This window comes from Actomonas aquatica, from assembly GCF_019679435.2.
Taxonomy (GTDB): Bacteria; Verrucomicrobiota; Verrucomicrobiia; order Opitutales; family Opitutaceae; genus Actomonas; species Actomonas aquatica.
Genome location: NZ_CP139781.1, coordinates 4,645,053 through 4,668,930, shown reverse-complemented (window position 1 = coordinate 4,668,930; position 23,878 = coordinate 4,645,053). Strand labels below are relative to the sequence as shown.

Annotated in this window: 20 protein-coding genes; 11 read left to right on the top strand and 9 right to left on the bottom strand. The window is 65.2% G+C overall.

The window, feature by feature from the left end:
• Positions 1-37 precede the first annotated feature (37 nt).
• The 4 genes from K1X11_RS17905 (at position 38) to K1X11_RS17890 (ending at position 3,058) form a co-directional block, all read left to right on the top strand.
• Entirely contained in the window at positions 38-448 is a 411-nt protein-coding gene (locus K1X11_RS17905; RefSeq protein WP_221030528.1) for a hypothetical protein, read from the top strand.
• Positions 449-529: 81 nt separating this feature from the next.
• A complete protein-coding gene (locus K1X11_RS17900; protein ID WP_221030527.1) occupies positions 530-1,405 on the top strand; it encodes a DMT family transporter in 876 nt (291 codons plus the stop codon).
• Between the two features lie 71 nt (positions 1,406-1,476).
• Positions 1,477-2,646 carry a hydrolase gene (locus K1X11_RS17895; RefSeq protein ID WP_221030526.1) on the top strand — a complete coding sequence of 390 codons (1,170 nt, stop codon included), beginning with the start codon at positions 1,477-1,479 and terminating at the stop codon, positions 2,644-2,646.
• Positions 2,647-2,698: 52 nt separating this feature from the next.
• Positions 2,699-3,058, top strand: coding sequence for a DUF2200 domain-containing protein (locus K1X11_RS17890; RefSeq protein ID WP_221030525.1), 360 nt, complete (start codon positions 2,699-2,701; stop codon positions 3,056-3,058).
• A gap of 19 nt (positions 3,059-3,077) precedes the next feature.
• On the opposite strand, the gene K1X11_RS17885 is transcribed toward K1X11_RS17890, so the two are convergent.
• Together K1X11_RS17885 and K1X11_RS17880 are read right to left on the bottom strand one after the other, a co-directional pair.
• Positions 3,078-3,722: a methyltransferase domain-containing protein gene (locus K1X11_RS17885; protein WP_221030524.1), complete on the bottom strand. Its 645-nt coding sequence runs from the start codon at positions 3,720-3,722 to the stop codon at positions 3,078-3,080.
• Positions 3,723-3,925: 203 nt separating this feature from the next.
• A complete protein-coding gene (locus K1X11_RS17880; protein ID WP_221030523.1) occupies positions 3,926-4,327 on the bottom strand; it encodes a hypothetical protein in 402 nt (133 codons plus the stop codon).
• A 168-nt stretch (positions 4,328-4,495) separates the two neighbouring features.
• Here K1X11_RS17880 and K1X11_RS17875 point away from each other — a divergent pair, with 168 nt between their 5' ends.
• Entirely contained in the window at positions 4,496-5,800 is a 1,305-nt protein-coding gene (locus K1X11_RS17875) for an O-acetylhomoserine aminocarboxypropyltransferase/cysteine synthase family protein (RefSeq protein ID WP_221030522.1), read from the top strand.
• 201 nt (positions 5,801-6,001) lie between these two features.
• A complete protein-coding gene (locus tag K1X11_RS17870; protein WP_221030521.1) occupies positions 6,002-7,189 on the top strand; it encodes a hypothetical protein in 1,188 nt (395 codons plus the stop codon).
• Positions 7,190-7,233: 44 nt separating this feature from the next.
• Here K1X11_RS17870 and K1X11_RS17865 read toward each other — a convergent pair whose 3' ends face one another.
• Positions 7,234-9,255 (bottom strand): ATP-binding protein, encoded by a 2,022-nt coding sequence (locus tag K1X11_RS17865; RefSeq protein ID WP_221030520.1) that lies wholly within the window; start codon positions 9,253-9,255, stop codon positions 7,234-7,236.
• 187 nt (positions 9,256-9,442) lie between these two features.
• On the opposite strand from K1X11_RS17865, the gene K1X11_RS17860 reads away from it, so the two are divergent.
• On the top strand, positions 9,443-11,047 hold the full coding sequence (locus tag K1X11_RS17860; protein WP_221030519.1) for a hypothetical protein: 1,605 nt from the start codon (positions 9,443-9,445) through the stop codon (positions 11,045-11,047).
• A gap of 14 nt (positions 11,048-11,061) precedes the next feature.
• Positions 11,062-11,508 (top strand): arsenic resistance N-acetyltransferase ArsN2, encoded by a 447-nt coding sequence (gene arsN2 / locus K1X11_RS17855; protein WP_221030518.1) that lies wholly within the window; start codon positions 11,062-11,064, stop codon positions 11,506-11,508.
• Here arsN2 and K1X11_RS17850 read toward each other — a convergent pair.
• The 3 genes from K1X11_RS17850 to K1X11_RS17840 all read right to left on the bottom strand — a co-directional run bounded on the left by K1X11_RS17850 (position 11,505) and on the right by K1X11_RS17840 (position 14,839).
• Entirely contained in the window at positions 11,505-12,134 is a 630-nt protein-coding gene (locus K1X11_RS17850) for an HAD family acid phosphatase (RefSeq protein WP_225919395.1), read from the bottom strand. The genes arsN2 and K1X11_RS17850 overlap by 4 nt on opposite strands.
• Positions 12,135-12,254: 120 nt before the next feature.
• Positions 12,255-12,641, bottom strand: a complete 387-nt coding sequence (locus K1X11_RS17845; protein WP_221030516.1) for a response regulator — start codon at positions 12,639-12,641, stop codon at positions 12,255-12,257.
• A 101-nt stretch (positions 12,642-12,742) separates the two neighbouring features.
• Complete coding sequence (locus K1X11_RS17840; protein ID WP_221030515.1) at positions 12,743-14,839, bottom strand: DNA gyrase/topoisomerase IV subunit A; 2,097 nt, start codon at positions 14,837-14,839, stop codon at positions 12,743-12,745.
• A gap of 226 nt (positions 14,840-15,065) precedes the next feature.
• On the opposite strand from K1X11_RS17840, the gene K1X11_RS17835 reads away from it, so the two are divergent.
• Entirely contained in the window at positions 15,066-16,658 is a 1,593-nt protein-coding gene (locus tag K1X11_RS17835; protein ID WP_221030514.1) for a hybrid sensor histidine kinase/response regulator, read from the top strand.
• 14 nt (positions 16,659-16,672) lie between these two features.
• Here K1X11_RS17835 and K1X11_RS17830 read toward each other — a convergent pair whose 3' ends face one another.
• From K1X11_RS17830 to K1X11_RS17820, 3 genes are read right to left on the bottom strand one after another with little or no spacing between them, the layout of a single operon-like run.
• Positions 16,673-18,235 (bottom strand): histidine kinase dimerization/phosphoacceptor domain -containing protein, encoded by a 1,563-nt coding sequence (locus tag K1X11_RS17830; RefSeq protein WP_221030513.1) that lies wholly within the window; start codon positions 18,233-18,235, stop codon positions 16,673-16,675.
• Between the two features lie 5 nt (positions 18,236-18,240).
• A complete protein-coding gene (locus tag K1X11_RS17825; protein WP_221030512.1) occupies positions 18,241-18,855 on the bottom strand; it encodes a chemotaxis protein CheC in 615 nt (204 codons plus the stop codon).
• Entirely contained in the window at positions 18,852-19,232 is a 381-nt protein-coding gene (locus K1X11_RS17820) for a response regulator (protein WP_221030511.1), read from the bottom strand. The genes K1X11_RS17825 and K1X11_RS17820 overlap by 4 nt, the downstream gene beginning before the upstream one ends.
• 253 nt (positions 19,233-19,485) lie before the next feature.
• Between K1X11_RS17820 and K1X11_RS17815 the strand changes: the two genes are divergently transcribed.
• Together K1X11_RS17815 and K1X11_RS17810 are read left to right on the top strand one after the other, a co-directional pair.
• The gene (locus K1X11_RS17815) at positions 19,486-20,541 is read left to right on the top strand and encodes a hypothetical protein (protein WP_221030510.1); all 1,056 of its coding nucleotides are present in this window, start codon (positions 19,486-19,488) and stop codon (positions 20,539-20,541) included.
• Positions 20,542-20,684: 143 nt separating this feature from the next.
• Positions 20,685-23,834 (top strand): sensor histidine kinase, encoded by a 3,150-nt coding sequence (locus K1X11_RS17810; RefSeq protein WP_221030509.1) that lies wholly within the window; start codon positions 20,685-20,687, stop codon positions 23,832-23,834.
• The last annotated feature ends 44 nt before the right edge of the window (positions 23,835-23,878 follow it).

The window sequence follows — 23,878 nt, the reverse complement described above, 5'->3', positions numbered from 1 at the left end:
CTCCAAGCCCGCCCCTCCCGGCGGGCTTCTTTCTGCCATGACTGCTTCCGCCTCACCTCCCCTGCCGACATCCCTCGCCGAACTCGAACGGCGCCACCAGCGCTTCGCCCGCACCGTCGCGCTCTGCCTTTGTTCTCTGCCACTGCTGTTCTCCGCCCAACTCCTTCTGCTGTGGCTCGCGAACCCGATCTATGCCGACATGTTCGCCGACTTTGGTGCCCAGCTTCCGGCTCCCACCCAATGGCTCATTGATTACCGCTACGGTCTCGGACTTGTCGGCGTTTTCGTTCCCATTGTTTCCGTGATCGCCGCCCTGCAGGCCGACCCCGCCAAATCCGTCCTGCTCTCCACCGCCCTGGGGCTCCTCTCCTTCCTCATCGCCCAAGCCGCCTCCTTGGCCATGTTTCTCCCCATTTTTCAGCTCGGTGCCGTCACCGAGGGCCTCTAGCAACTCGCCGCTCTTCCGCAAAAACGTCCGAAAGTGCCACCCAACTGGCCTGCCTCAGGCTACCCGCGCTAGCTCCGCTCCATGCTCCTGCGCCCCCTGCAACTCATCGCCGGCGTCATCGCACTTTCCACCGCCGTGATCTGGATCAAGGCCAGCACGACCCATCCGGTCGCACTCAGCGCCATCCGCCTTTCGCTCGCCGCCCTCCTGCTCACGCCCCTCGAGCTCCGGATGCGCCGCCGACACGCGATCACCCTCGCCGTCGATCATCCCGACCTGTCACGCCGCACTTGGATCGCCGGCGCCGTGCTCGCCGCCCACTTTATCGCCTGGGCCATCGGCGCCCGACTCACCGCCACCGCGCAGGCCTCCCTGATCGTCAACCTCGCGCCCGTAGCCCTGCCTTTCTTCCTCGTTTTTCTCGCCCATGAACGCATCAACCGTCGCGAGATTCTCGGCACGGCCATCGTCATTATCGGGCTGCTGGTGCTCACGCTCCGCGACGCCCTCACCGCCACCGGCAACGCGCTCGGCAACGTGGTCTGCATCATCGCCATGCTCTTCTTTGCGGTCTACCTCGCCCTCGGCCGCCGCAACCGCGACATCCCCTCCATCTGGCTCTACGTCGTGCCCGTCTATCGCCACGCCGCCGTCTTCGCTCTCCTCGCCGCCACCCCGTGGATCCTCGACGGCGTCGCCTGGACCTCCCCGCGCGAGTGGTTCCTCCTCCTCGGCCTCACCTGCCTGCCCACCATGATCGGGCACTCCCTCATCAACCGCGCCATGCGCCACTTTCGCGGTCAGGTCGTCAGCCTCACCAACTGCGGCCAGTTCATCTCCGCCGGCACCCTCGCCTACCTCCTTTGGGGCGAGCGCCCCGACGCCGTCTTCTTCCTCGCTGCCGCCATCGTGGTCACGGGCATCGTGCTCGTCGTGCGCGCCAAAGACGCCGCTTGATCACCAACAGACGCACACCCCACCGCGCTTTTAGGATTTAGAAATCAGGATTTAGGATTTCCCTAAGCGCCATGTCGGACCTTCCCGCCGCCCTCGCCACGCCTTTCGACGCCGCGCCGCTCATCGAGCGCCTCATTGCCTGGAGCGCTATCAACTCCGGCTCCGACCACATCGCTGGCCTCACCCGCATGGCCGACGCCCTCGAGACCGCCCTGCGCGAACTCACGCCCCTCGTCGAACGCATCCCCCTCGACGCCGCCGGTCGCGTCGCCCTGCGCGCCACCTGCCGCCCCGACGCCCCTCGTCGCGTGCTCTGCTCCGGCCACTACGACACCGTCTTCACCGCCGACTCCCCCTTCCAATCGGCCCAACTCAGCGCCGACGGCAAACGCCTCCACGGTCCCGGCGTCGCCGACATGAAGGGCGGCATCGTCGCCCTGCTCGCCACCCTCGCCGCCTTTGAACAAACCCCCGCCGCCGCCCAACTCGGCTGGACCATCCTGCTCACCCCCGACGAAGAAACCGGCTCCAACGCCTCCCGCGCCACCATCGAAGCCCAGGCCGCCGACCACCTCCTCGCCCTCGTCTTCGAACCCGCCCGCGAATCCGGCGCCATGGTGCGCGCCCGCGCCGCCACCGCCATCTACGAACTCACCGTGCACGGTCGCGCCGCTCACGCCGGCCGCGACCCCAAAGCGGGCCGCAATGCCATCACCGCCCTCGCTTCGCTCTGCCTCGAACTCGACCGCCTGCCCACCGTCATCCCCGACCTGCTGGTCAACATCGGCCGCATCAGCGGCGGCGGCACCGTCAACATCGTGCCCGACTTCGCCGAGGCTCACATCAATGCCCGCGCCGCCACCACCGCCGCCATGGCCACGTTTGACACCGCCATCCGCCGCCTCACCGACGAGCTGAGCCAACGCGACGGTTACCGCCTCGAGCTCACCGGCGGCTTCAATCGCGGTCCGCTCCAAGCTACCGCCGAGACCGAAAACTACTTCGCTCAGCTGCAAACCTGCGCCCGCGATCTCGGCCAGGGCAAACTCGAGTGGATGAGCGTCCAGGGCGGCTCCGACGGCAACCTGCTGCACGCCAAAGGCCTCACCGTGCTCGACGGCCTCGGCCCCATCGGTGGCGGCCTGCATTCAGAAAATGAATACATCGAGGTCGCCAGCCTTACCGCCCGCGCCCGCCTCGCCGCCCTCTTCCTCCATCGCTTGGCGACGACCGCGGCATAGCAGCCGCGGTCATCTTTTTCTTTCTTCTTTATCTTTAGCTTTCTCCCCCACCATGCCCGGACACCGCATCTATTCCATGCCCTTCGCCAACGTCTACCCGGCCTACCTCAACAAGGCCGAACGCAAGGGCCGCACCAAAGCCGAGGTCGACGAAATCATCCGCTGGCTCACCGGCTACACCCAGCAACAACTCGAGCGCCACATCGCCCAGGAAACCGACTTTGAAACCTTCTTCGGCAGCGCCAAAAAAATGAACCCGCACCGCACCCTCATCACCGGAAAGATCTGCGGCGTGCGCATCGAGGAAATCGAGGAGACCACCATGCGCGAAATCCGCTACCTCGATAAACTCATCGACGAGTTGGCCAAAGGCCGCCCGCTGACCAAAATCCTGCGCACGCCCGCCCCCTGAGCAGGACCGCTGCCGCTGCCTAAACGCGGTAGGCGACGTAGGACTTCGGCAGCACCCCCAACAGCCGTTCCGTCAGGATGACGCAGTCGGGAAACAACTGCGCCATGTCGCGCCGCGTGAGCAACCGCGTCCCGGCGATCATACGATCGACCTCCGCCTGAGTCGGTTTGGTGATCCAGCCCCACAAGGTGACCCAGCGCACCACTCGGCGTCGGATCGACACCGGCAGCCAATGCACCACCGGCGCGAGGAAATGAGGCTCCAGCGGGCACTCAAACGCCGGCGTCTGAATCCAGAGCCGCCGCCCCACCCGCCGCGCCTCCTGCGCAAACGCCTGCTGCGCCGCCCAATCTCCCACATGCTCGATGACCGAGTTGGAAAACAGCACCGCAAACGACCCGTCGGCATGTGGCAGCTCACAGCCATCGCCTTGCCGCATCTCGATGTGATGCGCCGGAAAGGCTGCGCCGTCCCACTCCACCGCATTCACATTCACGCAGATCACCTCCCGCCCGAGAGGCTCCCGGTTTATCCACGTTCCCGGCATGCCGCCCACATCCAAAATGACCTCATCTGCCTGCGGTGCCACGAGGGCCACAAAACGCTCCATCCGCCGCCGCCGCCAGATGCGGAAAATCTGATCGTAGAGCGCGTGGATGTTCACGCCCACCTCCGGTCGCACGCTCCCGCGCCGTTCGCCGCCACCAACCGAAACTCTGAAAATTGGAACATGGCCTGCATGACTGCCCGACAAACATTGCCGGAGTTTCAGTCTCGTCCGCGGCCAGTCGCACGAGCTTCACGCGTCCAAACGTCTTGAAAACCGTTTGCCCCGCCAGCCCAAAATCCAGCCCGACCGTTTCCGCGTCACCACGCCAGCCGCAGGAACTCCCAATCCACCCGCGTCGGCTGCCCCGAGAGCGTGTTCTCCATGACATCCATATACGGTCGTAGGCCAAACTCGAGGCTCACAGCGCCCAGCTCTTTCTTCATAAACACTCCGCCCTTCGACGGCGTGAATTTGCCCTGCGGGACCGGCTCCCGTTTTGGGCCGGTCGCCAAGGCCGGTCGAGACACTACCACCGGATCCATCATCACCACCGATTCCGCATCCGCGCCCCGCTCGATCGCGAGCTCCTGCGCCTTGGCCACCAGTGCGTAGTCCAACCGCACCCGCGGCTGCGGCACCACCTGCGCGCGAGACGTATCTTCACCGGGTGCCATACTCGCCAAACCAACCGACAGGAACAGTGGGAAAAATCGTTTCATACTTCGCCTTGGTTCGAGAACGGTCTGCGCCGCAGCACCATCGCTCCGACTTACCCCCAATGCCTAAACCGCCCGCCACGAGCACGGCAACTCCGCAAACGTCCTGCAGGACGTTCCCTCCACTTCTGACTTCTCCCGGCTACCTTCTTACTTAATCCTCCGCCCCCTATGTCCAACCCCCAAGGCCTCGGCACCAAGGCCCTGCATGCAGGGCAAACCCCCGACCCCACCACCGGCTCGCGCGCTGTCCCGATCCATCAGACGACGTCCTACGTCTTCCGCGACACCGAGCACGCCGCCAACCTTTTTGCCCTCAAGGAACTGGGCAACATCTACACGCGGATCATGAATCCGACGACCGACGTCTTCGAGCAGCGCCTCGCCGCCCTCGAAGGTGGCACCGCCGCCCTCGCCCACAGCTCCGGTCAGGCCGCCATCACCGACGCCATCCTCAACCTCGCCGGCGCCGGCGACCACATCGTCTCCGTCTCTCAACTCTACGGCGGCACGTATAATCTTTTCCACTACACGCTGCCCAAGCTCGGCATCGAGGTGTCCTTCGTCGACGCCGGTGACCCCGAGGCCTTCCGCCGCGCCCTCCGGCCCAACACCAAAGCCTTCTACGGCGAGAGCCTCGGCAACCCCGCCCTCAACCTCTTCCCCTACGATGAAGTGGTGCCGATCGCCCGGGAAGCCGGCATCCCGCTCATCATCGACAACACCGCCCTCTCACCGATCCTCCACCGCCCGATCGAACACGGCGCCAACATCGTCGTGCACTCCGCCACCAAATACATCGGCGGCCATGGCACCTCCATCGGCGGCGTGGTGGTCGACGCCGGTAACTTCGATTGGGGCAGCGGCAAATTCCCCGGCTTCACCGATCCCGATCCGTCCTATCACGGCCTCGTGCACTGGGATGCCTTCAAGGCCTTCCCGCCCGCCGGTGACGCCAACATTGCCTTCGTCATGAAGATGCGTCTGCAACTCCTGCGCGACGTCGGCGCCTGCATTTCACCCTTCAACGCCTGGGCCATCCTGCAGGGCCTCGAGACCATTCACCTGCGCATGGCCCGCATCTCGGCCAACGCCAAACTCGCGGCCGATTTCCTCGCGCACGACGACCGCGTCGCCTGGGTCAACTACCCCGGCCTCGAAACCAGCGCACACCACGACGCCGCCCGCAAATACTGCAGCGGCGGGTTCGGCGGCCTGCTCGGCTTCGGCCTCAAGAGCGGCTACGAAGGCGGTCGCAAGTTCATCGAATCGCTCCAGCTGTTCTCGCATCTGGCCAACATCGGCGACGCCAAATCCCTCGCCATCCACCCGGCCAGCACGACCCACAGCCAGCTCAGCGCCGAGGAACAAACCGCCTCCGGCGTATCGCCCGACTTCATCCGCCTCTCCCTCGGCATCGAAGACTGGCCCGACCTCGAGGCCGACCTTCGCCAAGCCCTCGACGCCGCGAGCTGAAAACCACGCGTCATCGCCCCACTTAATCTCAGCCCCCCGCAACATTAGCTGGGGGCTTTTTTGTGCACGCCCGGTAGGGGCCGTTTTCCCGGTGTCCCATTCCGCATCCGCACATCGCTTAAGAAGCAACCGGCTCCATCCGGTGCGCCTCAATGCCGAGCGCCCGGATCGCCAACCAACCTCGTCCCACCAACCACTCCCATGGATACCGTTACCCTCCCCGATCCGCGCCTCGATTCAGATCGCACCCTCCCCCACCAATTCTCCACCTTTGTCTGCGGCCAGGATCCGACAAACGACTACATACAGGTCGTCGGTCTCACCGGCGGAAAAGCGGCCGGACTCCCCGCCTTGGCTTCGGCCCAAAACTCGCCCGCCGCCAGTGGCACCTGGACGCCTGCCTTCCAAGCACTCACTGGCGCCGTCCCGCCCAACTTCCTCACGGACCTGACCGTATGCGCCGGCATGAACACCACCTCGGCAGTCGGGCTCGGCAACGACGGCAAGGTCTACGTCGTCGGCCGCAACATCGGTGGCTCCCACTGGAAACCGGGATCGGGTGTCATCAGCCAGAGCACCACCTTTCGCGAAGACACGCTGACGTCCTGGATCATCAACACCGGCACCTGCTTCGCCGTTTCGTCCAGCGGTGCCCCGTGGGTCGCCGCCTACCAAGCGCAGGACACGCAGGGCACCTGGACCCCCGGCTACGCGCTGCCCAGCCCCCAGTCCGTCGAGCTCACCAGCTTGCAGGCCCGCCCCGACATGAGCGACGACGCCACCACCCACGCCATCGGCCTCACGACCGACGGCCAGCCGTTCGAAGTCGCCTATGCAGCCGGACGCGGCACGGGCGTGGGCAATTGGAAACCCGGCCAAGGTTACCTCGGCCAACCCGTCGGTTTGCCCGTTTTCCAACAACTCGTCCTCGTCTCGAGCGATGCGAAAAACCTCTTTCACGTCATCGGACTCGGCAAAGATGGTTCGCTTTGGGACGTCGACCAATTCACCGCCACCGCCGCCCAACCCTCATGGCTCGGCCAGAGCACCCAGATCCTCCCCGCCGGGACGATCCACAACTCGTCCATCCAGGTGCACACCACCTCCACCACCGCGAGCTACATCACCTTGGACGTAATCGCTTGGGTCGAAAACGTGCTCACGATCGTCGCCCGGTTCACCTCCAACTGGACCCCGCTGTCCCAAAAAATTCCCACCAGCGGATTGGCCCTCGAATGGAGGGTCGTCGAGAACATGGCCCATTTCCTCAACTTGGGATCCCCCGCCTCCATGATCCTCGGCATCGGTGGACTCGGTTTCATCCACGAGCTGGCCTACCACAGCGGTGGAACGTGGACCGAGGCTTCTTCCAGCCCGATCAATAATTGACCGACAACGCGCCCCCCTCGCCCACTCCGTGGGGCCGAGGGGGCTTAATCCGACAGCGCAGATACCTCCGTCGCCCGCAGATACGGACCACACAAGTCCTCAAACTGGCGCAGACTGAAGGGCTTCCCCAAGACTGGCACGCCGCTGGGCATCACCATGCCGTCGACCGCCCCCGCGTAACCGGTCACAAACGCAAAACGCGTCGCCTGATCCGGCCGCACTTCGCGCACCCGTTGGTAGAACTCCAAGCCGTTCATCTCCGGCATCCGGATATCCGACAACACCAGATCATACGACCGCGCCATCACCGCCTCGACGCCTTCGCGCCCGTTTTCGGCCATGTCGATTTCGCTGCCAAACTGTGATCGCAGCATCTCGCGCAACACACCGCGCAACACCTGCTCGTCCTCCACCACCAATACCCGTCGCCGCCGCTCCGGCACGTCCGCGTCGGCAAACAACCGCGGCACACCACCATCACCCCGCAGCAACACCGTTGCCGGATTCTGCCGCGGCAAGGTCAGCACAAACTGCGTGCCCTCGCCGACTTCACTTTCCACCGCGATCTCGCCGCCGTGCTGTCGCGCGATGCTGTAGCAAATGCTCAAACCCAGACCCGACCCCTTGTCCGGCCCCTTGGTGGTGAAGAACGGATCAAACACCCGCGGCAGCACCTCCGGCGCGATCCCCCGCCCGTTGTCGACCACGGCCAGCTCCGCGACTTCATGCTCACTCGAAACCTTCACCGTGATTCGCGGACACGCGCATTTCTCCACCGCATGACAGGCGTTGAGCACCAGGTTCATGAGCACTTGCTTCAGCTGTCCCGCATCCCCCATCACCCACACCGGCTGTTCCGGTAGCAGGATCTGCAGCTCGCAGCAGTCGCGGGTCGAGACCTCCAAAATATCAACGCCATCACGCACCACCTGCCGCATATCCACCATGCTCTGCTCCGCCTCGACCGGGCGCGAAAACTGCAACAGCTGCCGGATGATCTTCGCCGCTTCCTCCGCACTGCTGCGAATGCTCTCGGCATGGGTCAGATGCCGCCCCGCCACTTCGCGCACCAGGATCTCCGCAAAGGCCAGCACCGGCGTGAGCTTGTTGTTCAACTCATGGGCGATGCCGCCCACCAAGGTATCGAGCAGGTGCTGCTTTTCCTGCCGCACCATCATCTGCTCCAGGGCCCGCTGCTCGGTCACATCATCAAAGCACGCGCAGACCTGCGAGGTCTCGCGTATCCATCCGGTGGTGACACGAAACACCCGCGCCCGCCGTCCTGGCACCTGCAGCGTCACTTCGCGGGTCGACTCCACTCCGGCCTCGTCCGCCGCGTAACCGCGCAACATCCGGGCGAAGTCCTCCCGCTCCCGACCGTTCATCCGGTCGAGCAAACTCCGCCGCCCCTCCCCTTCCTCCTGCACGCCGGTGAGTTCCACGAAACGCGGGTTATGCAGCTCCACCCGTCCCTCCGGACTCAGCAGCGCGACGCCCAGCGCCTCGCTCCGAAACAGCCCTTGGTAAAGGCCCTGCGACTGCCGCAGCGCATGGTTGGTGCGAAAGAGCTCCAGGTTCTGCTCGTGCAACGCCTCGTGCTGCTGGCGCAGCGTGCTCACCTGTTCGCTCACCAACCGCGTCTGCAACCGCGCCAGAGTTTCGACGTTGATCAGCCCCACCAAGTCACCGTCCTCCCGCACCAGCACCACGTCTTCGTAAAATGCGTCCCCCTGCCGCGAAAACGCCTGATCCAACAGCGCATGCACCGGCGCGTCCTCCCGCACGATCAGCGGATGCGGCAGCATGAACTTGCGCGACTCACTGTGACTGTAGAGCGAGAAACCGAAACGCGACCCCATCAACAAACCCAACCGACTGCGCCCCATCAGGCCGATGACGCGGTCCCGCTGCCGCACCGCCATGAAGTCGACCTCCAACTCGCGAAAGCGCTCAAACACCTGCTCCAGCCGATCGCTGTCGGCCACCACATGGCAATGGTGCACGAGTGAACTCAACGGCACGTTGGCCACCGCGTAGGCCTCTCCGTAATCAACCGTTGCAGTCACCTCAGCGTTTGCCCCCGAGCTTGCGACGTTGGGCTTTTGGTCCGGATTCATGCGAACCCTGAGCGTGTTTGGGCTACGGCCTTCCTGTCGAATCGGCCACGTGACAAGTGCGTGAATTACAATGCGCCGGACGCAGCCTTGCTCACCCTCAGCAATCGTCTTCGCTCCCCTCTGCTCACCCGCCGCCATGCCGTCGCCCTCTGCCTCCGCCGCTCCCGCACCCGCCTCGCCCAAGCTTTCCCGCCTGGGCCTCCTGGTGGTGGTGCTACTCGGTGGCATTTTCATCTTCGCCGTCTCGCGCTACCACCACCCGGTCTACGGCTTCACCCGCTTCTTCCAGCTGCAGCACGAGGTCGCCGCCCGCGGCCTGCCTGAGCTCCGCGAGGGCCGGGTGTTCATCAACGAAAACCACGCCGGCTACGACGGCCAGTTCTACGCCCAACTCGCCCTACGGCCCACCCTGCAGGACCCGGCCCTGCAAACCGCCCTCGACAACCCCGCTCTGCGCGCCCGCCGCATTCTCGGCAGTTGGGTCGCCGCCCTCGTCGGCCTCGGCGACGCCACCCGCACGCTCCACGCCTACGCTTGGATCAACCTCGTAAGCTGGTTCGCCCTCGGCGCGCTCCTGCTGCGCCTCTTTCCCGCTCGCTCGCTCAATCACCTCATCGCGTGGACCGGACTCATGGCATCCTGCGGCGTGCTCACCAGTGTGCGTTACGCGCTCACCGATCTCCCCGCCTTCCTCCTGCTGACCGGTGCCCTGCTTTGGTTGCAAAAACGCCCCGGCAGCCTCGGCGCCGCCGCCCTCATGGCCGGCGCCAGCCTCGCCCGCGAAACCGCCCTCTTCGCCGGACTCGCCCTCCTTCCCGGTCAACCCTGGCGCCGCCGCGTCCTCCGCGCCGCGTTGCTGGTCACGCCCCTCGCGCTGTGGATGCTCTACGTCTTCCTCACCCTCGGCCGCGACACCAACAGCCTGCGCAACTTCACCTGGCCCTTCTCGGCTTGGGCCCAGAAATCCACCGAGGTCATCGCCGCCTTCAGCGATCCGCAGAGCAATATCTTCACCTGGGCCGGCGCGCTTTGTCTGCTCTCCGTGACCGTGCAGGTGCTCTACCTCGCCCTCCGCCCCCGCCGGCACGATCCGGCCTGGCAACTCGGCATCGGCTACGTGGGCCTGTTCGCCATCCTCGGTTGGCCCACCTTCGAGGGCTTCCCCAGCGCCTACACTCGCATCCTGCTCCCGCTAAGCCTCGCCTTCAACGTGCTCGCGCTCCACGAAACCGCCCGGCGCGCCCTCGTCCTGCTGCTGCTCGGCAACCTCTCCGTTTTCGCCGGCGTCGCCATGCTCACCGACAGCGGCACCATCGACCACGAATACACCCACGCCGTCCTCGCCGACACCGCCTACGTGGTCGACGAAGGTGACGGCTGGTTTGGCATCGAGCGCGATAAAAACCACCGTTGGTCCTGGAGCAGCGGCGAGGGCACCATCACCGTCCGCCGCTTCGCCGACGCCGGACCCACCGCGCCCGCCGCACTCCTGCGGCTGATGCTCGTCGGCTTCATTCCCGCCGAGGTAACGATCCGCCAAGGCGACCAGCTCCTCTGGCAAGGCACCGCCCCACGCGAAGGGCACACGCTTTCGCTCCCGCTCGATGCGCTCACCTTCGACGCCCGCGGCGCTGCCACCCTCACCTTCACGTCGCCCACTCCACCGCAGCCCGAGGCGCCCAACCCCGACGCCCGCCCGCTCTGCTTTGCGATCTACGACCTGGCGATCGTCCCCCGCTGAAAGCGTTCCTCGCCATGCCCCTACCCCCGCTCACCTACGAACTCGCCGAGACCCGCGACGGCCCCGCCATCACCGCCCTGCTGCGCGCGGTCGATCTGCCCACCGAAGATCTCACCACGCAAAGCTGGCGACACTTCATCGTCGCCCGTGCCGACGCACGCGTGATCGGCGCAGCCGGCCTCGAACCGACCGGCGAGGTCGCGCTCTTACGCTCGTTTGTCGTGACCCCGGACCTGCGTGGGGCCGGCATCGGCCAACACCTGCTGACCGAGACCCGTCAGCTCGCTCGCCAACCCGGCGTGCAAGAGCTCTGGCTGCTCACCACCACGGCCGAGACCTTTTTTGCCCGCGCCGGTTTCACGCGCGTCCCCCGCGAAACCGCGCCACCCGCCATTCAGGCCAGTCGCGAATATTGCGCCCTGTGTCCCGCCAGCGCCGCCGTCATGACGGCCCAGCCTTAGGGAATCTCGTAAAACGGATTCGGCAGTTTGAAGAGCTTCTCGGCGTGACCGCCGGCGAGGTCGCTCTCCTGATCGCCGATGCTGGCGATGATCGTCCAACCTTTGGCCTCGAGTTGGGCCCGACGCGCCGCCTTGCGCTCGGCTGCGGTCGGCGCGGTGTCCTCGTCCGATTTGAAGATGATCTGCTCGTAGTCGGTCATGCCGGTGCGCTCGAGGTTCAGCAGGGTGCCCTCACGCTCGGCGTCGTGCGAACGGCCGGTGAGGAAAATCACCGCCACCCCCAGCTCCCGCGCCCGGCGATAGACGGCACGCACCGGCTCGAGCGGCGCGGCCGTGCCCTGCTCCACCCACTGCTCCCACGCGACCGGCACGTAACCAAAATCCTGTGACACCATCTGCTGGTAGTTGGACAGCACGGTTTCATCGATATCGAACACCATGGCCAGGCGCTCGTCCGCCGTGCGCGCCGCCACCCGCTCTTCCAGCCACGCGGTGGCGGCATCGGCCACCGCCTGCACATCGGCGTGATAAGCGCCGGTATCGTAATACGCGCGCACAGCGGCCTTGGCCCGGGTGAGGTTGAGCGGGGCTTCGGCCGCAGCCACTCCCGCCAGCAAAAGGAACATCAAGCACCGCAAACGCATCCGGCCAGCAAATGCCCGACCCACGCCGCGTCAAACGATGCCGACCGGCTTTGCCGCTTTTCATCGCCGGGCGACCACGTCCCGCAAAACCGCGACGTCGCCTCAGGCGCTCTCGAGGCGCAGCAACATCTGCAGCTCCTCGGTATTGTAGGGCTTGAGCATCATGCGCACCCGATCGCCCCAACGGGCCCGCACCGCATCGAGTTCGTCGATGAGCGCACTCACCGCGACAATGCGCACCTCGGGGTTGAGCTCGAGGAGCGCGGCGATGAGTTCGAAACCGCTCATGCCGTCCATCCGCAGGTCCGTGAATACGAAATCCACCTGCGCCCCGTGCTCACGGTAAAGCTCGAGCGCCTTGGTGGCGTTCTCCGCTCCCAGCACGTCGCACCCTAGATCCTCCAAACGGATGGTCGTGATCTCCAATAACTTCTCCTCGTCTTCGACCACGAGGACGAGCGGGTTACGGCTTTCGGGGGGGACACTCATGAGTAGCGGATTCGCTTTACCAAAACCCGCGGGAGAGCGTCCCGCGAGCCCCTATTGCAAAATGTCCCGGGTATTTACAGTTACTTGGCAGGTCGGCGGGTCTATTCGCTCTCACCGGCCCCAAGCACGCGCGTGACCTTGCGCACCGGATATTTGGTGACCGTCACGCCTTTGGCCGAACGGGTGCTCACCGTCTGACCGGAAAGGTCGATTTCGAAGTCCTTCACCCGCGCCTTGCAACGCCCGCTGAGCTGGATGCGCAGCTTCGTAGGCATGGCCGACTCGTTTTTGGTGACGTCGAAATACACCACTTGGGAGCCTTCGCTGGCGACGAGGGAGTAAAGCTTGTCGCGGGTGAGGCCCCCGACCGTGAAGCGTTTGGCAAAGCAGCGCTTCGACTTCTTGTCCTGGTAAAGCAGGGTGAAGTATTCGGGCGGTCCGGCTTTGTCGAAGAGCGACACGTGCAGGATGTTGCGGCCCATGAAGACCTTGTCGGTCACTTTGGTCATCTTGAGCGTGCCGTCGGCCATGATGCACATGACCTGATCGATCGGGCGGCACTCGGTCACAAACTCGTGCTGGCGCCAATTGAGCCCGACGAAGCCACCCTCGCGGTCGACGTAGAGACGCTGGTTGGCGGCGATGACCTTCTTCACGTTGATCTGCGCGATCTCGTCGAAAGAGGTGCGGCGCTTCCGCCCCTTGCCGTATTTTTCCTGCAGCGACTCAAACCAGGCGATGGCGTAGTCGACGAGGTGCGCGAGGTGATGCTTCACCTCTTTGATGTCGGCTTCGATCTGCTTGATCTTCTCGTCGGCCTTGAAGCGATTGTAGGCGGAGATGCGCTTGATCCGGATTTCGGTCAGGCGGGTGATGTCGTCGTCGGTGACTTCCCGTTGCAGGCGATCGAGGAACGGCTCGAGACCGAGGCGGATCTCTTCCAGCACGCTTTCCCACGTCGTGGATTTTTCGATACGGCGGTAAATGCGCTCCTCGATGAAGATGCGCTCCAGCGAGTCCCAGTGCCACTGCTGCTCGAGTTCGCCGAGTTTGATTTCCAACTCCTGCTTGAGCAGGCCGACGGTCTGGTCGGTTGAGCGTTTGAGAATCTCCGACACGCCGAGAAAGGCGGGCCGGTCGCGCCCGTCGACGTTCTCAATCACGCAGGCGGCCGGGGAGATTGAAACCTGACAATCGGTGAAGGCGTAGAGCTGCTGCTTGACCTGCTTCGGGTCCGCGCCCTGCGGCAGATGAATGAGGATCTCGACCTTGTCGGCGGTGTTGTCGTCGACGTGCTTGATCTTGATCTTGCCCTTGGCGTTGGCCGAGAGGATCGACTCGATGAGCGAGGTCGTGGAGGTGCCATAGGCCAGTTCAGTGACCGCGAGCACGTATTTGCTCTGCGACTCGATGGTGGCGCGCACCTTCACGCGGCCGCCGCGCGCCCCGTCGTTGTAGTCGGAAAAATCCGCCGTGCCACCGGTCGGGAAATCGGGGCGAATGCGAAAGGTTTTCCCCTGCAGGTAATTGATCGAGGCGCGGCAGAGATCGTTGAAGTTGTGCGGCAGGATCTTGGTGGAGAGACCCACCGCGATGCCCTCGGCGCCCTCCAGCAGCACCAGCGGAAACTTCGCCGGCAGCGTGACCGGCTCCTTGGCGCGGCCATCGTAGCTCTGCTGCCAAACCGTGGTCTTGGGATTGAAAATCACTTCGCGGGCAAAGGGCGTGAGCCGCGCTTCGATGTAACGGGCGGCCGCCGCGCCGTCGCCGGTGAGGGTATTGCCGAAGTTGCCCTGCGGTTCGATCAAGTAACCACGTTGGGCGATGTTGACGAGGGCCGCCTCAATGGAGGCGTCGCCGTGCGGGTGAAACGCCATGGTCGCGCCGACGATGTTGGCGACCTTGTGGAAACGACCGTCATCCTTGTCCCAGAGCGTGTGCAGGATGCGACGCTGCACCGGTTTGAGACCGTCGTTGATGTGCGGGACGGCGCGATCGAGGATCACGTAGCTGGCGTAATCGAGGAACCAGTTGCGGTAGGCGCCGGCGAGCGGTGCCTGCGGCGGCGGCCCATCCCCCTCCCCGCCAGCGGCCTCGGCCGGAGCTTCCGGCGTCTCCGCGGCATCCGCGTCTGCGGCAGCCTGCGCGGCGAGTTCGAGTTCGGGTTGTTCGTCCTTGGGCGACTTGCGTTTGGGCATGTGGGGGGTGGAAATCGGGCGAGAATCTACGTGTGAAAAGGAGGAGCTGAACGACAGCCCCGGTGCGGCGCAAGCCCGCGACCGACTCGAGCCCGGCATATTGCCCCTCACCCCCTCCCGGTCCGCTCAATTTAGAAGGACCGTCGATCCTAAGGGAATAGCCCCCCCCCAAACTCGGTCGTTTCGCATCACATTGTTTGCCAATCGCTTGCCATTTAGCTTTACCTTGCCCCGCACCTTCGAATCGGCGAAGATCCCGGCCCTGCGTATGAGTGACTCCCCCTCCACGCTGACCAACGCATCCTGGCCCGACAGCCCCGCCCTACTCTACGAGCGCGACGCCACGGGACGGCTGCTCCGAGTGGGCGGCGCGTGTGAGCGCTTCCTGGGTTGTGCCCCGGCAAACGCCATCGGCCGGAACTTGGAGGACTGGTTCCGCGCCAGTGCCGCCAGCCTCGCCCACTGGGAGGACCTCGTTACGAATTCCAGCCGTGGCGAGTCTGACCTACCCGTCGAGCTGGAGCTGATTGCCGAAAATGCCATGCCCCTCTGGGTTGAGATTCGCGAGACCCCCGGCCAGAGCGACGACACCTGGTCGGGCGTGATCATCGACATCACCATGCGTCGCCTGCGCGAAACCCAGATCGTGGAGGCCCAACGCTTGGAAAACCTCGGCCTGCTCGCCGCCGGCATCGCCCACGATCTCAACAACATTCTCTCGCCCATCCTCATCGCCGGCTCCCTCCTTGAGCCTCTGGCCCAGGAGGAATCCCACCGCCGTCTCATCCAGGTGCTCCAAGGCTCGGCCGAACGCGGCGCACGCATCGTGCGCCAGATTTTGCAGTTCGCTCAGGCGCACGACGAGAGCCGCGGTCCGGTCGAAATCCGCCTCATCCTCCGCGAGCTCATGTTGGTCGTGGAGGAAACCTTCCCCCGCACGATCAATCTCGTGTGCAACTGCCCGCCGGGACTGCCCGCCGTGCAGGCCGACCCCAGCCAGCTGCACCAACTCCTGCTCAACCTCGCGATCAACGCCCGCGATGCGATGCCGGAAGGCGGCAACCTCACCTTTTCCGTCGAGACCTTCCTGCTCCAGGAGCCCCCGCCCCATACGCCCGTCGCCGTCAACCGCGCGCAATGGCTCCGTATCACCATTGCGGATACCGGGATCGGCATGACCCCCGCCCAACTGGAGCAGATGTGGACCCCGTTCTTCACCACCAAACCCAGCGATCGCGGCACCGGCCTCGGGCTCTCGACCGTGCGCAGCCTCATCACCGCACATGGCGGTTTCATCGAGGTGGAAAGCCAACCCGGGGCAGGCACCCGCTTCCACGTCAATCTGCCCACCCTGCCTCAGGCCAAGCCGCCGGCCGAATCCCCGTCCCCACCGCCGACCTCGGCTCCGCCCGGCACCCGCGTGCTGGTCGTCGACGACGAAGCCTCCGTGCGCGATGTTATCCGCGAGACGCTCGGGTCCCGTGGCTACGAGGTGCTGCTGGCGGCCGACGGCGTGGAGGCACTTTCCATCATCAACTTCAACCCCCGGCACATCTCCCTGGTCATCACCGATATTCACATGCCGCACATGACCGGAGACATCCTGGTCAACGTGCTGCGTCGCATCGCCCCCGACCTGCCGGTGCTGGCCATCAGTGGTCACCCCAACGCCCACGAACGGTGGCAAGGCCCCCGCCAAGCTCAGCCCACCAGCTCACTGGCCAAACCGTTTTCCGGCAAGGTGCTGCTCAGCACCGTGAACGCGTTGGTGCAAAAACGCCACGCGAAGACTCCGCCCGAAGCGCCGCCCCCCGCCTAAACACGCCCCGCCACTCAGGCCACGCGTTCCGCAACCGCCTCGGTGCCGGACGCAGCCTCCGCACCGCCGACTCCTTCGGGTAGCGACACCTTGAGCTTCGGCGCTTTGAAACGGATCTCCATGCGCGCCCCCGGACCGGGTCGCAGGTGCAGCCGCGCCCGCACCTGGCGCGCGAGGATGTTGATCATCTTCAAGCCAAGCGATTTGGCGCCGGCGAAATCAAACCCTGCCGGCAGCCCGGGACCACTGTCCTCCACCGCCAGCAACAACTCGCCGTCCTCCACCGCCCGGAACTCGACGCGCACCAGACTGTTCCCGTCTGCCTGACGTCCATACTTCACCGCGTTGGTGACCAGTTCATTGAGCATCAGCCCCACTGGGATGGCGGTGTCGATGTCGAGCATCTGACTCTCCACCTCCAGTTTCAGCTCCACCCGTTGGTGCTCCGCACTAAAGGACCGCGCCAACATCCTCGACAGGTCCTCGACGTGACGCCCGAAGTCGACCGAGGCGAGGCTGCGACTCTGGTAAAGTTTCTCGTGCACCATCGCCATCGAGAGCACCCGGCTGCGGCAGTTGTTGAAGACCGCCTTAAACTGCGGGTCCTCCAAATAACCGCTCTGCAACTGCAACATGCTCGAGATGATCTGCATGTTGTTCTTCACCCGGTGGTGCACTTCCTTGAGCAGGATTTCCTTCTCGGCCAGCGATGCCGTCACCGCCTCCTCCGCCTCCACATGCTCGGTGATGTCGTGACCGATCGCCACAAACTGCTCCGGCGTGCCATCCACGCCCGGGAAGGGCACGATGGTCATGTTTTTCCACGCCGGTCGACCGTGCGCCGTGGCAAACTTGATGTCGCCTCGCCACACCTGACCCGCGTCGAGCTGATCACGCACGCGCTCAAAAAACGCCTCATCGTGAAACCCTCCCAACACCTGGCTGAAGGGACGGCCGACCACCTCCTCTTTGCGGCGACCCGTGATGGCCATGACCTTGTCATTGGCAAACGTCACCCGACCCGCGCAATCGAACTTGATCACCTGCCCGTGCTCATCGAGCGCGGAGCGCAGCGTGCGCACCTCGCGCAGCGACGCATCGAGTTCCTCCACTCGCTCCGCCAACGCCGTGCGCGCCGACTCCAGCTCCACCCGCAGTTGTCGCGCGTGCGCCTGGCCTACCACCTCCGCCGTCACGTCAAACACCGTGATCGCCACGTGCCCTTGCGGACGTCGCAGCGGCTTCAGGTGCACCTCCTGCTGCATCATTTGAAAACCGCTGATGTGCTGCGGCGGCAGCGCGATGGGCAGAAAGTAATGATGGAAAGCCTGCGATAGCACCTGCGGCTGGCGCCACTCGCGCACATTGCCGATCACCGCGAGAATGCGCGGGTGCTCCGGAAACACTTCATCGAGCGTGCGACCTTCCACTTCGGACCGCGCCTTACGCGTCCACTGCTCCATGCGTTGGTTCCAATCGACGATCCGACTGGCCTCATCCACCCGCACAAAACCATGCGGCAACGCATCGAGCGAAGGGTTGGTATCAAACGCGGCAAATTCGTCGGGGGCACTCATCGATCTCAGGCAGCGATACGGCTGACCTGGGTCAGCAAGGTTTCAAGATCCCCCTCCTGCATCAGCATCATGAGGTAACCACAGATTCCTTCGGACTCCACCCGCAGACCGGCGCGAATCAACATGCCCCCCACGTCGCCATTTTGCAGATCAGAGATGAGATCCACCGTCTCGTCGAACCCGCGCAGGTGCAGCTGCGGAATCTGATATTCCACCTCACCGTGCAGTTCGTTGAGCAACAGACCGATGACGCAGTTGAGCGTGATGTTGCCGACTTCCAAGAGCGCCGACTGTTCGTCCTCATCGAAGACATTCCCGAGCCGACGGTGGCCCATCAGCAGTTCCACCAAACGCCCCGCGCCGCCTTCGCTCAGCACCAGCAAACCATGGCCGCGAATGTCGCCGACAAACGGCATCGTCACGCGCACCGCCACCTTCTGGTCCAAGTCCGGCAGGTGTTGCCCGGCAAACGACTCGAGCACCTCCACCACCGGCACATCGACCCCGATCGGCCGCGCCGTGATCTCGGAAATCGAGGCCGCCGCCCGCCCCATGCCGATGTTCACCAGCTCGCGCAGGGCATCCAGGACCACCTCGTCGGTTTTGAGTTCGCCACTCATGAAGACATGACCTCCCCGAGCACCGTCTTCAGCTTTTCGTAGGTGATGGGTTTTTGAATGAAGCCCTGCGCCCCTAGCTCTCGCACCCGGTCGCGCACGCTTTGCTGCACATCGGCCGTGACGACAATGATCGGCGACTTCACGCCCAGCGCCCGCAGCTGCGCCAGCGTGTCTTGCCCATTGAGCCGCGGCATCAGCAAATCCAACAGGATCAGGTCCGGCGACTCTGCCGGCAGCTGCTCAATCGCCGCCTGGCCATCGCCATACTCCAGCAACTCAGCCGCGGGAAAACACTCCTTCACCGCCGATCGCACCATGCGGCGCATGAACATGGAATCATCAACAATGGCTATCTTGAGGGTTTGGGTAGGCTGCATAAGTATCCGGGGATTCAGCAAGAAGGGGGAAACGAGACGCTCATCGGCAGGCCGATGCTCGCGGCAAACGGGCGGACAAAGGTCCCCTTCCCTTCGGCACAGCCTTCGCCGCCTTTAGGGTGTTGTCTTCAAATTGGCCTCCCCCCTCCGCGATCCACCGCGCCACTCGTCAAGCGCTGCCCGCCGCTGGTCAATCAGACCTTCGCTACCACCGGTTTTGACCCGATTTTCCCGTCGTCGTCCCCCGCCTGCCATGCGCCCGTTGATGCTCAATACCCAAGCTCCGTTTGCTTCGTCGGACCTTCCGGACCGGCCGCCCCCCGCACCTCCGCCGCCCGCTTACGCCGTCCGTCCCATTTACACGCCGCCGCTCGACCACGGTTATCGCCCCACCGCCCTCAACGATCGCGGCGACATCATCGGCAACCTCGTGCGTCCGCCCCGTTTCGAGGCCGGCTCCTGGGCCGCCACCGGCATCCTGCACCCCCTCGAAGGTGAGCCGGTCCTACAGACCATCCCGACCGAAAACGGTTGGCCCCACCACGCCCTCAGCTCCCAAGGCCACATCGCCGGCGCCATCGGCAGCCCGGCCTCCCATCGGCGCGCCTGGGCTTCCCACCTGGGAGAGTTTGGCGAAACCTACTGGCCCGGCTCCGTCAGTGTCGCCCAAGGCGTCAACGCTCATGGCGTGGTCGTCGGCAAAACCCTCCTGCCGGTCGAGCCCCTGCTCATCTCCCGCGCCTTCATCATCGGTCCCGCCGGTCGCCCACGCTTTCTCAATGCCCCCAGCGGCGGCATGACCGACGCCGTCGCTATCAACGACGCCGGCACCGTGCTCGTTAACGTGGAGGGCCTCTCGCCCCACCACACCAGCCAACGCGCCTGGGTGTGGATCGACCACGCGTTCGAGCCGCTCGAAACCCCCGCCGAGTGCGCCTCCATCGGCCACGGTATCACGCCAGACGGCATCGTCTTCGGCGCCGTGCGCACCACCGGTGGCCTCGAATGCGCCGCCCTCTGGATCGAGGGCCGCCTCGTCGATCTCGGTTGCCCCTTTGAGCTGGGTTTTCACGCCACCGCCGCTCACGGCACCCATCTCGTCATCGGCCACGTGCGCGACGAATCCGGCCGTCTTACCGCCGCCCGTTGGACGCCCTCTCACGGCGTGCAACTGTTGCAGGATCTGCTCTCCCCCACACTCACCCTCCACCTCTCCACCGCCACCGCCATCAACGCCTCCGGCCATATCCTCGCCGCCAGCGATCACGGGCCCTGCTCCGCTGGCTTCCACCTCTCGCCGCTTTCCTGACCCCCTTTTCCCATCACGCTCTTCGATCTTTCAGCGCGCCCGGGTTTTACCCGCGGCGCGCGTCGCATCTAAAGACGTGACGATCGTCCGCCTGCAAAACACTGTCGCCACACCTCCGCTCCGACTGCTTTTCCCGCTTCCCGATGTCCCTTCGCCTCCTCCTCCAACGCCTCTTCTGCGTGGTCGGTCTGCTCCTACTCGGCGCCGGCGGGAGCATGGCCCAATCAGAGACGGCTCCCGCCGTCGCGCTGGAGGAACGCGGCTTCCCCGCCGCCCGCAAGTATTTGCCATCTGAATACGACGGTCACAACCAGATCTGGGACGCCGGCCGCACCTCCGATGGCTTGCTCTATTTTGGCGCGCACGGCGAGGTGCTCGAGTTCGACGGGATCAACTGGCGCAAAATCCCCGTGCCCGGCGCCGCCTTTGTGCGCGGACTCGCCATCGATGCGCAGGACCGCATCTGGGTCGGCGGCGTCAACGAGTTTGGCGAGATTCGCCCCGGCCCCGACGGACGCCTGCGCTTTCACTCCCTGCGCGATCAACTGCCGGCCGACCTCACCCAAATCGGCGATATCCGCACCATCCACGCCCTGCCCGAAGGCGTCTATTTTCAGTCCGACCAATACCTGCTGCGTTGGGACGGACGGTCCCTGCTGCGCTGGGACATGCACGAGAAATTCATCTGCCTCGCCGTGCCCTTCGGGGATCGGCTCATCCTCTGCCGCACGGAGGGGTGGCAGATGCCCACCCCCGACGGCGGTTGGGAAACCGTGCCGTGGCAGCCCGACCCGGAAGAGGAGACCCTCATCTCCGATCTCGTGCCCGACGGGCGCGGCGGTTGGTGGGGCGCCGCCACCCGCCACGGGGTGTTGCGCACCGATCTGCAGAGCTCCCGCTTCGTTTCGTCTCCCGTCGCCGACTACATCCGCCAGTCCCGCCTCATGGCGCTCGCTCGCCTCGATGATGGCCGACTGCTCTGGGGCACCCTCGGCCGCGGCCTGCTCGTCACCGACGCCGACCTCAATCCGCTCCTCCTCCTCGACGAATCCAACGTCCTGCCCAGCAGCACCGTCATCAACATCCGCGTCATGCCCGCCAATATTGTCTGGGTGTGCACCGAAAACGGCCTCTCCCGACTCGATTTTTCCCCGGGCATCACCCGCTACGGTCGCGCCAGTGGAGTCGGCGCCAACGGCGTGGAGAGCGTTGCCCGCATCAATGGCGAAACCGTGCTCGCCACCAACCAGGGCCCCCTCGTGCTGCGCCCCGGCGAGGGCCTCGTCGACAACCCGCAACTGCAGCCGTGGGTCACGGTGGAGGACAACCTCAACCTCCTCTTCCCGCTGGACGACGGCGTGATCCTCGGCGGCCTCCAACGCATCTGGTGGGTGCAGGGCGACCAGATCGAAGCCATCCGCAGCCCGAGCAACATCCGCAACCTGCTCGTTCACTCCCGCTTTCCCGACCGCCTCTTTGGTCTGCATCTCACCGGCCTCTTCATCTGGCGCCGCGACGGCGATTCCTGGGAACAGGACCATCCCGTGCCCGAGCCGCGCGGGGAGTTTGGCGGCTTGGCCGAAGACCCCTCCGGCGACCTCTGGATCGGCTCCAACAACGACGGCCTGTGGCGCCTGCCCTACAGCCAGATCGAACGCCCCAGCGATCCCACCGCCCCGCTGCCCGACCCCACGCCGATCCACTACAACGAGCACAACGGCCTCCCCACCTACCGCGACCGCACCACCGTGCGACGCATCGACGGCACGCCCCTGTTCATGACCGGCGAAGGGTTTTTCCGGCACGACGCCGCCACCGATCAGTTCGTGCCGGAGCCTCGCTACGGCGCCCGCTTTGTCGACGGCCGCTCCGTCGCCTACTACATCTGCCCCTCCCCCCGCGGCGGCGTCTGGGTGGAGGCACGCCCCCGCGAGGAGTCACGCTCAGCTCGCAACGAAGCCCACCAGATCGGCCGCTCCCGCGACGGCGTATTCACGCCCATTCCCTTGCCCGACCTCAGCGAAATCGGCGCCCTCGATTCGCTCTCCGCCGAACTCGTCGACGGCGAAGAGATCCTCTGGATCTGCGGCCGCAACGGCCTGCTGCGCGTCAACGTCGACAAATTGTCCCCCTCCCCGTCAACACCCCTCACCGCCGGCCACACCCTGCTCCACAGCGTCGTCACCACCAACGGCAAACAACTCGCCGATCACCGCTTCAACGGCCGCCTGCGCATCGCGCCCGACGACAATTCCCTGCGCTTCCACTTCGGCACCCCCGCCCTCGCCGGCGAGGAGGACCGCCTGCACACCTCCAGCCTGATCGGCTTCGTCGGCGGCGTTGAAGAGGTCAACAACTCCGGCGAACGCACCTTCACCAACCTCCCGCCCGGCACCTACACCTTTGAGGCGCGCGGCCGCACCGCCGACCACCGCTGGAGCGAGCCCACCCGCTTCGAGTTTGACGTGCTCGCCCCATGGTGGCTCACCCCCACCGCCAAGACGCTCTACGTCCTCGCCGCCGCCCTCGCCGTCTACCTCATCGTGCGCTGGCGCACCCGCCGCCTCGTCCACCAACGCGCCGCCCTCGAAGTCATCGTCGCCGAGCGCACCGCCGAGCTCGCCAACAAAGCCCAGGCCCTCGAACGCCTCCACCGCCTCGAACACGACGAAACCCTCGCCGCCCGCCTCGCCGCCGAGACCGCCCGCCTCGAACTGCTGCGCTACCAGCTCAACCCCCACTTCCTCTTCAACTCCCTCAACTCCATCCGCGCCCTCGTGCACAGCGCCCCCGAGTCGGCCAGCGAGATGGTGACCAAACTCGCCGAGTTTTGCCGCCGCACGCTCAACCGTGGCAGCGACGAGATGGTGAGCGTCGACGACGAGGTCGAGATGGCGCGCAACTACCTCGAGATCGAAGAGGTCCGCTGGCAGGACGGCCTGCAGGTGCAACTCGACATCGACCCGGCCGCCTCCGCCTGCCTGCTACCCCAAAACCTCCTCCTCCCATTGCTGGAAAACGCCATCAAATACGGCGGCCGCACCTCCGAAGCGCTGCTCGAAGTCGCCCTGCGTATTCGTAGAACCGATACCGAGCTGCACTGCGAGGTCTCCAACACCGGTCATTGGGTCGAGCCCAGCGAGAACCCCTTCAGCGACTCCACCCGCATCGGCCTGCAAAACCTGCGCCAACGTCTCGCCCGCCACTACGGCGACGTCGCCACCGTCACGCACCACGAAGCCGACGGTCACGTCATCATCACCGTCACCCTGCCCTGCCACCCCACCCCCTGATCCCCTCCCGCATCCCGTATCCCGCCGCCCGCCGCCCGCATCCC

Coding starts and splice junctions, on each gene's coding strand:
- K1X11_RS17895 (WP_221030526.1), top strand. CDS start 1,477: ATGTCGGACCTTCCCGCCGCCCTCGCCACGCCTTTCGACGCCGCGCCG.
- K1X11_RS17860 (WP_221030519.1), top strand. CDS start 9,443: ATGCCGTCGCCCTCTGCCTCCGCCGCTCCCGCACCCGCCTCGCCCAAG.
- K1X11_RS17880 (WP_221030523.1), bottom strand. CDS start 4,327: ATGAAACGATTTTTCCCACTGTTCCTGTCGGTTGGTTTGGCGAGTATG.
- arsN2 (WP_221030518.1), top strand. CDS start 11,062: ATGCCCCTACCCCCGCTCACCTACGAACTCGCCGAGACCCGCGACGGC.
- K1X11_RS17815 (WP_221030510.1), top strand. CDS start 19,486: ATGCGCCCGTTGATGCTCAATACCCAAGCTCCGTTTGCTTCGTCGGAC.
- K1X11_RS17870 (WP_221030521.1), top strand. CDS start 6,002: ATGGATACCGTTACCCTCCCCGATCCGCGCCTCGATTCAGATCGCACC.
- K1X11_RS17845 (WP_221030516.1), bottom strand. CDS start 12,641: ATGAGTGTCCCCCCCGAAAGCCGTAACCCGCTCGTCCTCGTGGTCGAA.
- K1X11_RS17820 (WP_221030511.1), bottom strand. CDS start 19,232: ATGCAGCCTACCCAAACCCTCAAGATAGCCATTGTTGATGATTCCATG.
- K1X11_RS17830 (WP_221030513.1), bottom strand. CDS start 18,235: ATGAGTGCCCCCGACGAATTTGCCGCGTTTGATACCAACCCTTCGCTC.
- K1X11_RS17810 (WP_221030509.1), top strand. CDS start 20,685: ATGTCCCTTCGCCTCCTCCTCCAACGCCTCTTCTGCGTGGTCGGTCTG.
- K1X11_RS17875 (WP_221030522.1), top strand. CDS start 4,496: ATGTCCAACCCCCAAGGCCTCGGCACCAAGGCCCTGCATGCAGGGCAA.
- K1X11_RS17840 (WP_221030515.1), bottom strand. CDS start 14,839: ATGCCCAAACGCAAGTCGCCCAAGGACGAACAACCCGAACTCGAACTC.
- K1X11_RS17905 (WP_221030528.1), top strand. CDS start 38: ATGACTGCTTCCGCCTCACCTCCCCTGCCGACATCCCTCGCCGAACTC.
- K1X11_RS17890 (WP_221030525.1), top strand. CDS start 2,699: ATGCCCGGACACCGCATCTATTCCATGCCCTTCGCCAACGTCTACCCG.
- K1X11_RS17900 (WP_221030527.1), top strand. CDS start 530: ATGCTCCTGCGCCCCCTGCAACTCATCGCCGGCGTCATCGCACTTTCC.
- K1X11_RS17825 (WP_221030512.1), bottom strand. CDS start 18,855: ATGAGTGGCGAACTCAAAACCGACGAGGTGGTCCTGGATGCCCTGCGC.
- K1X11_RS17850 (WP_225919395.1), bottom strand. CDS start 12,134: ATGTTCCTTTTGCTGGCGGGAGTGGCTGCGGCCGAAGCCCCGCTCAAC.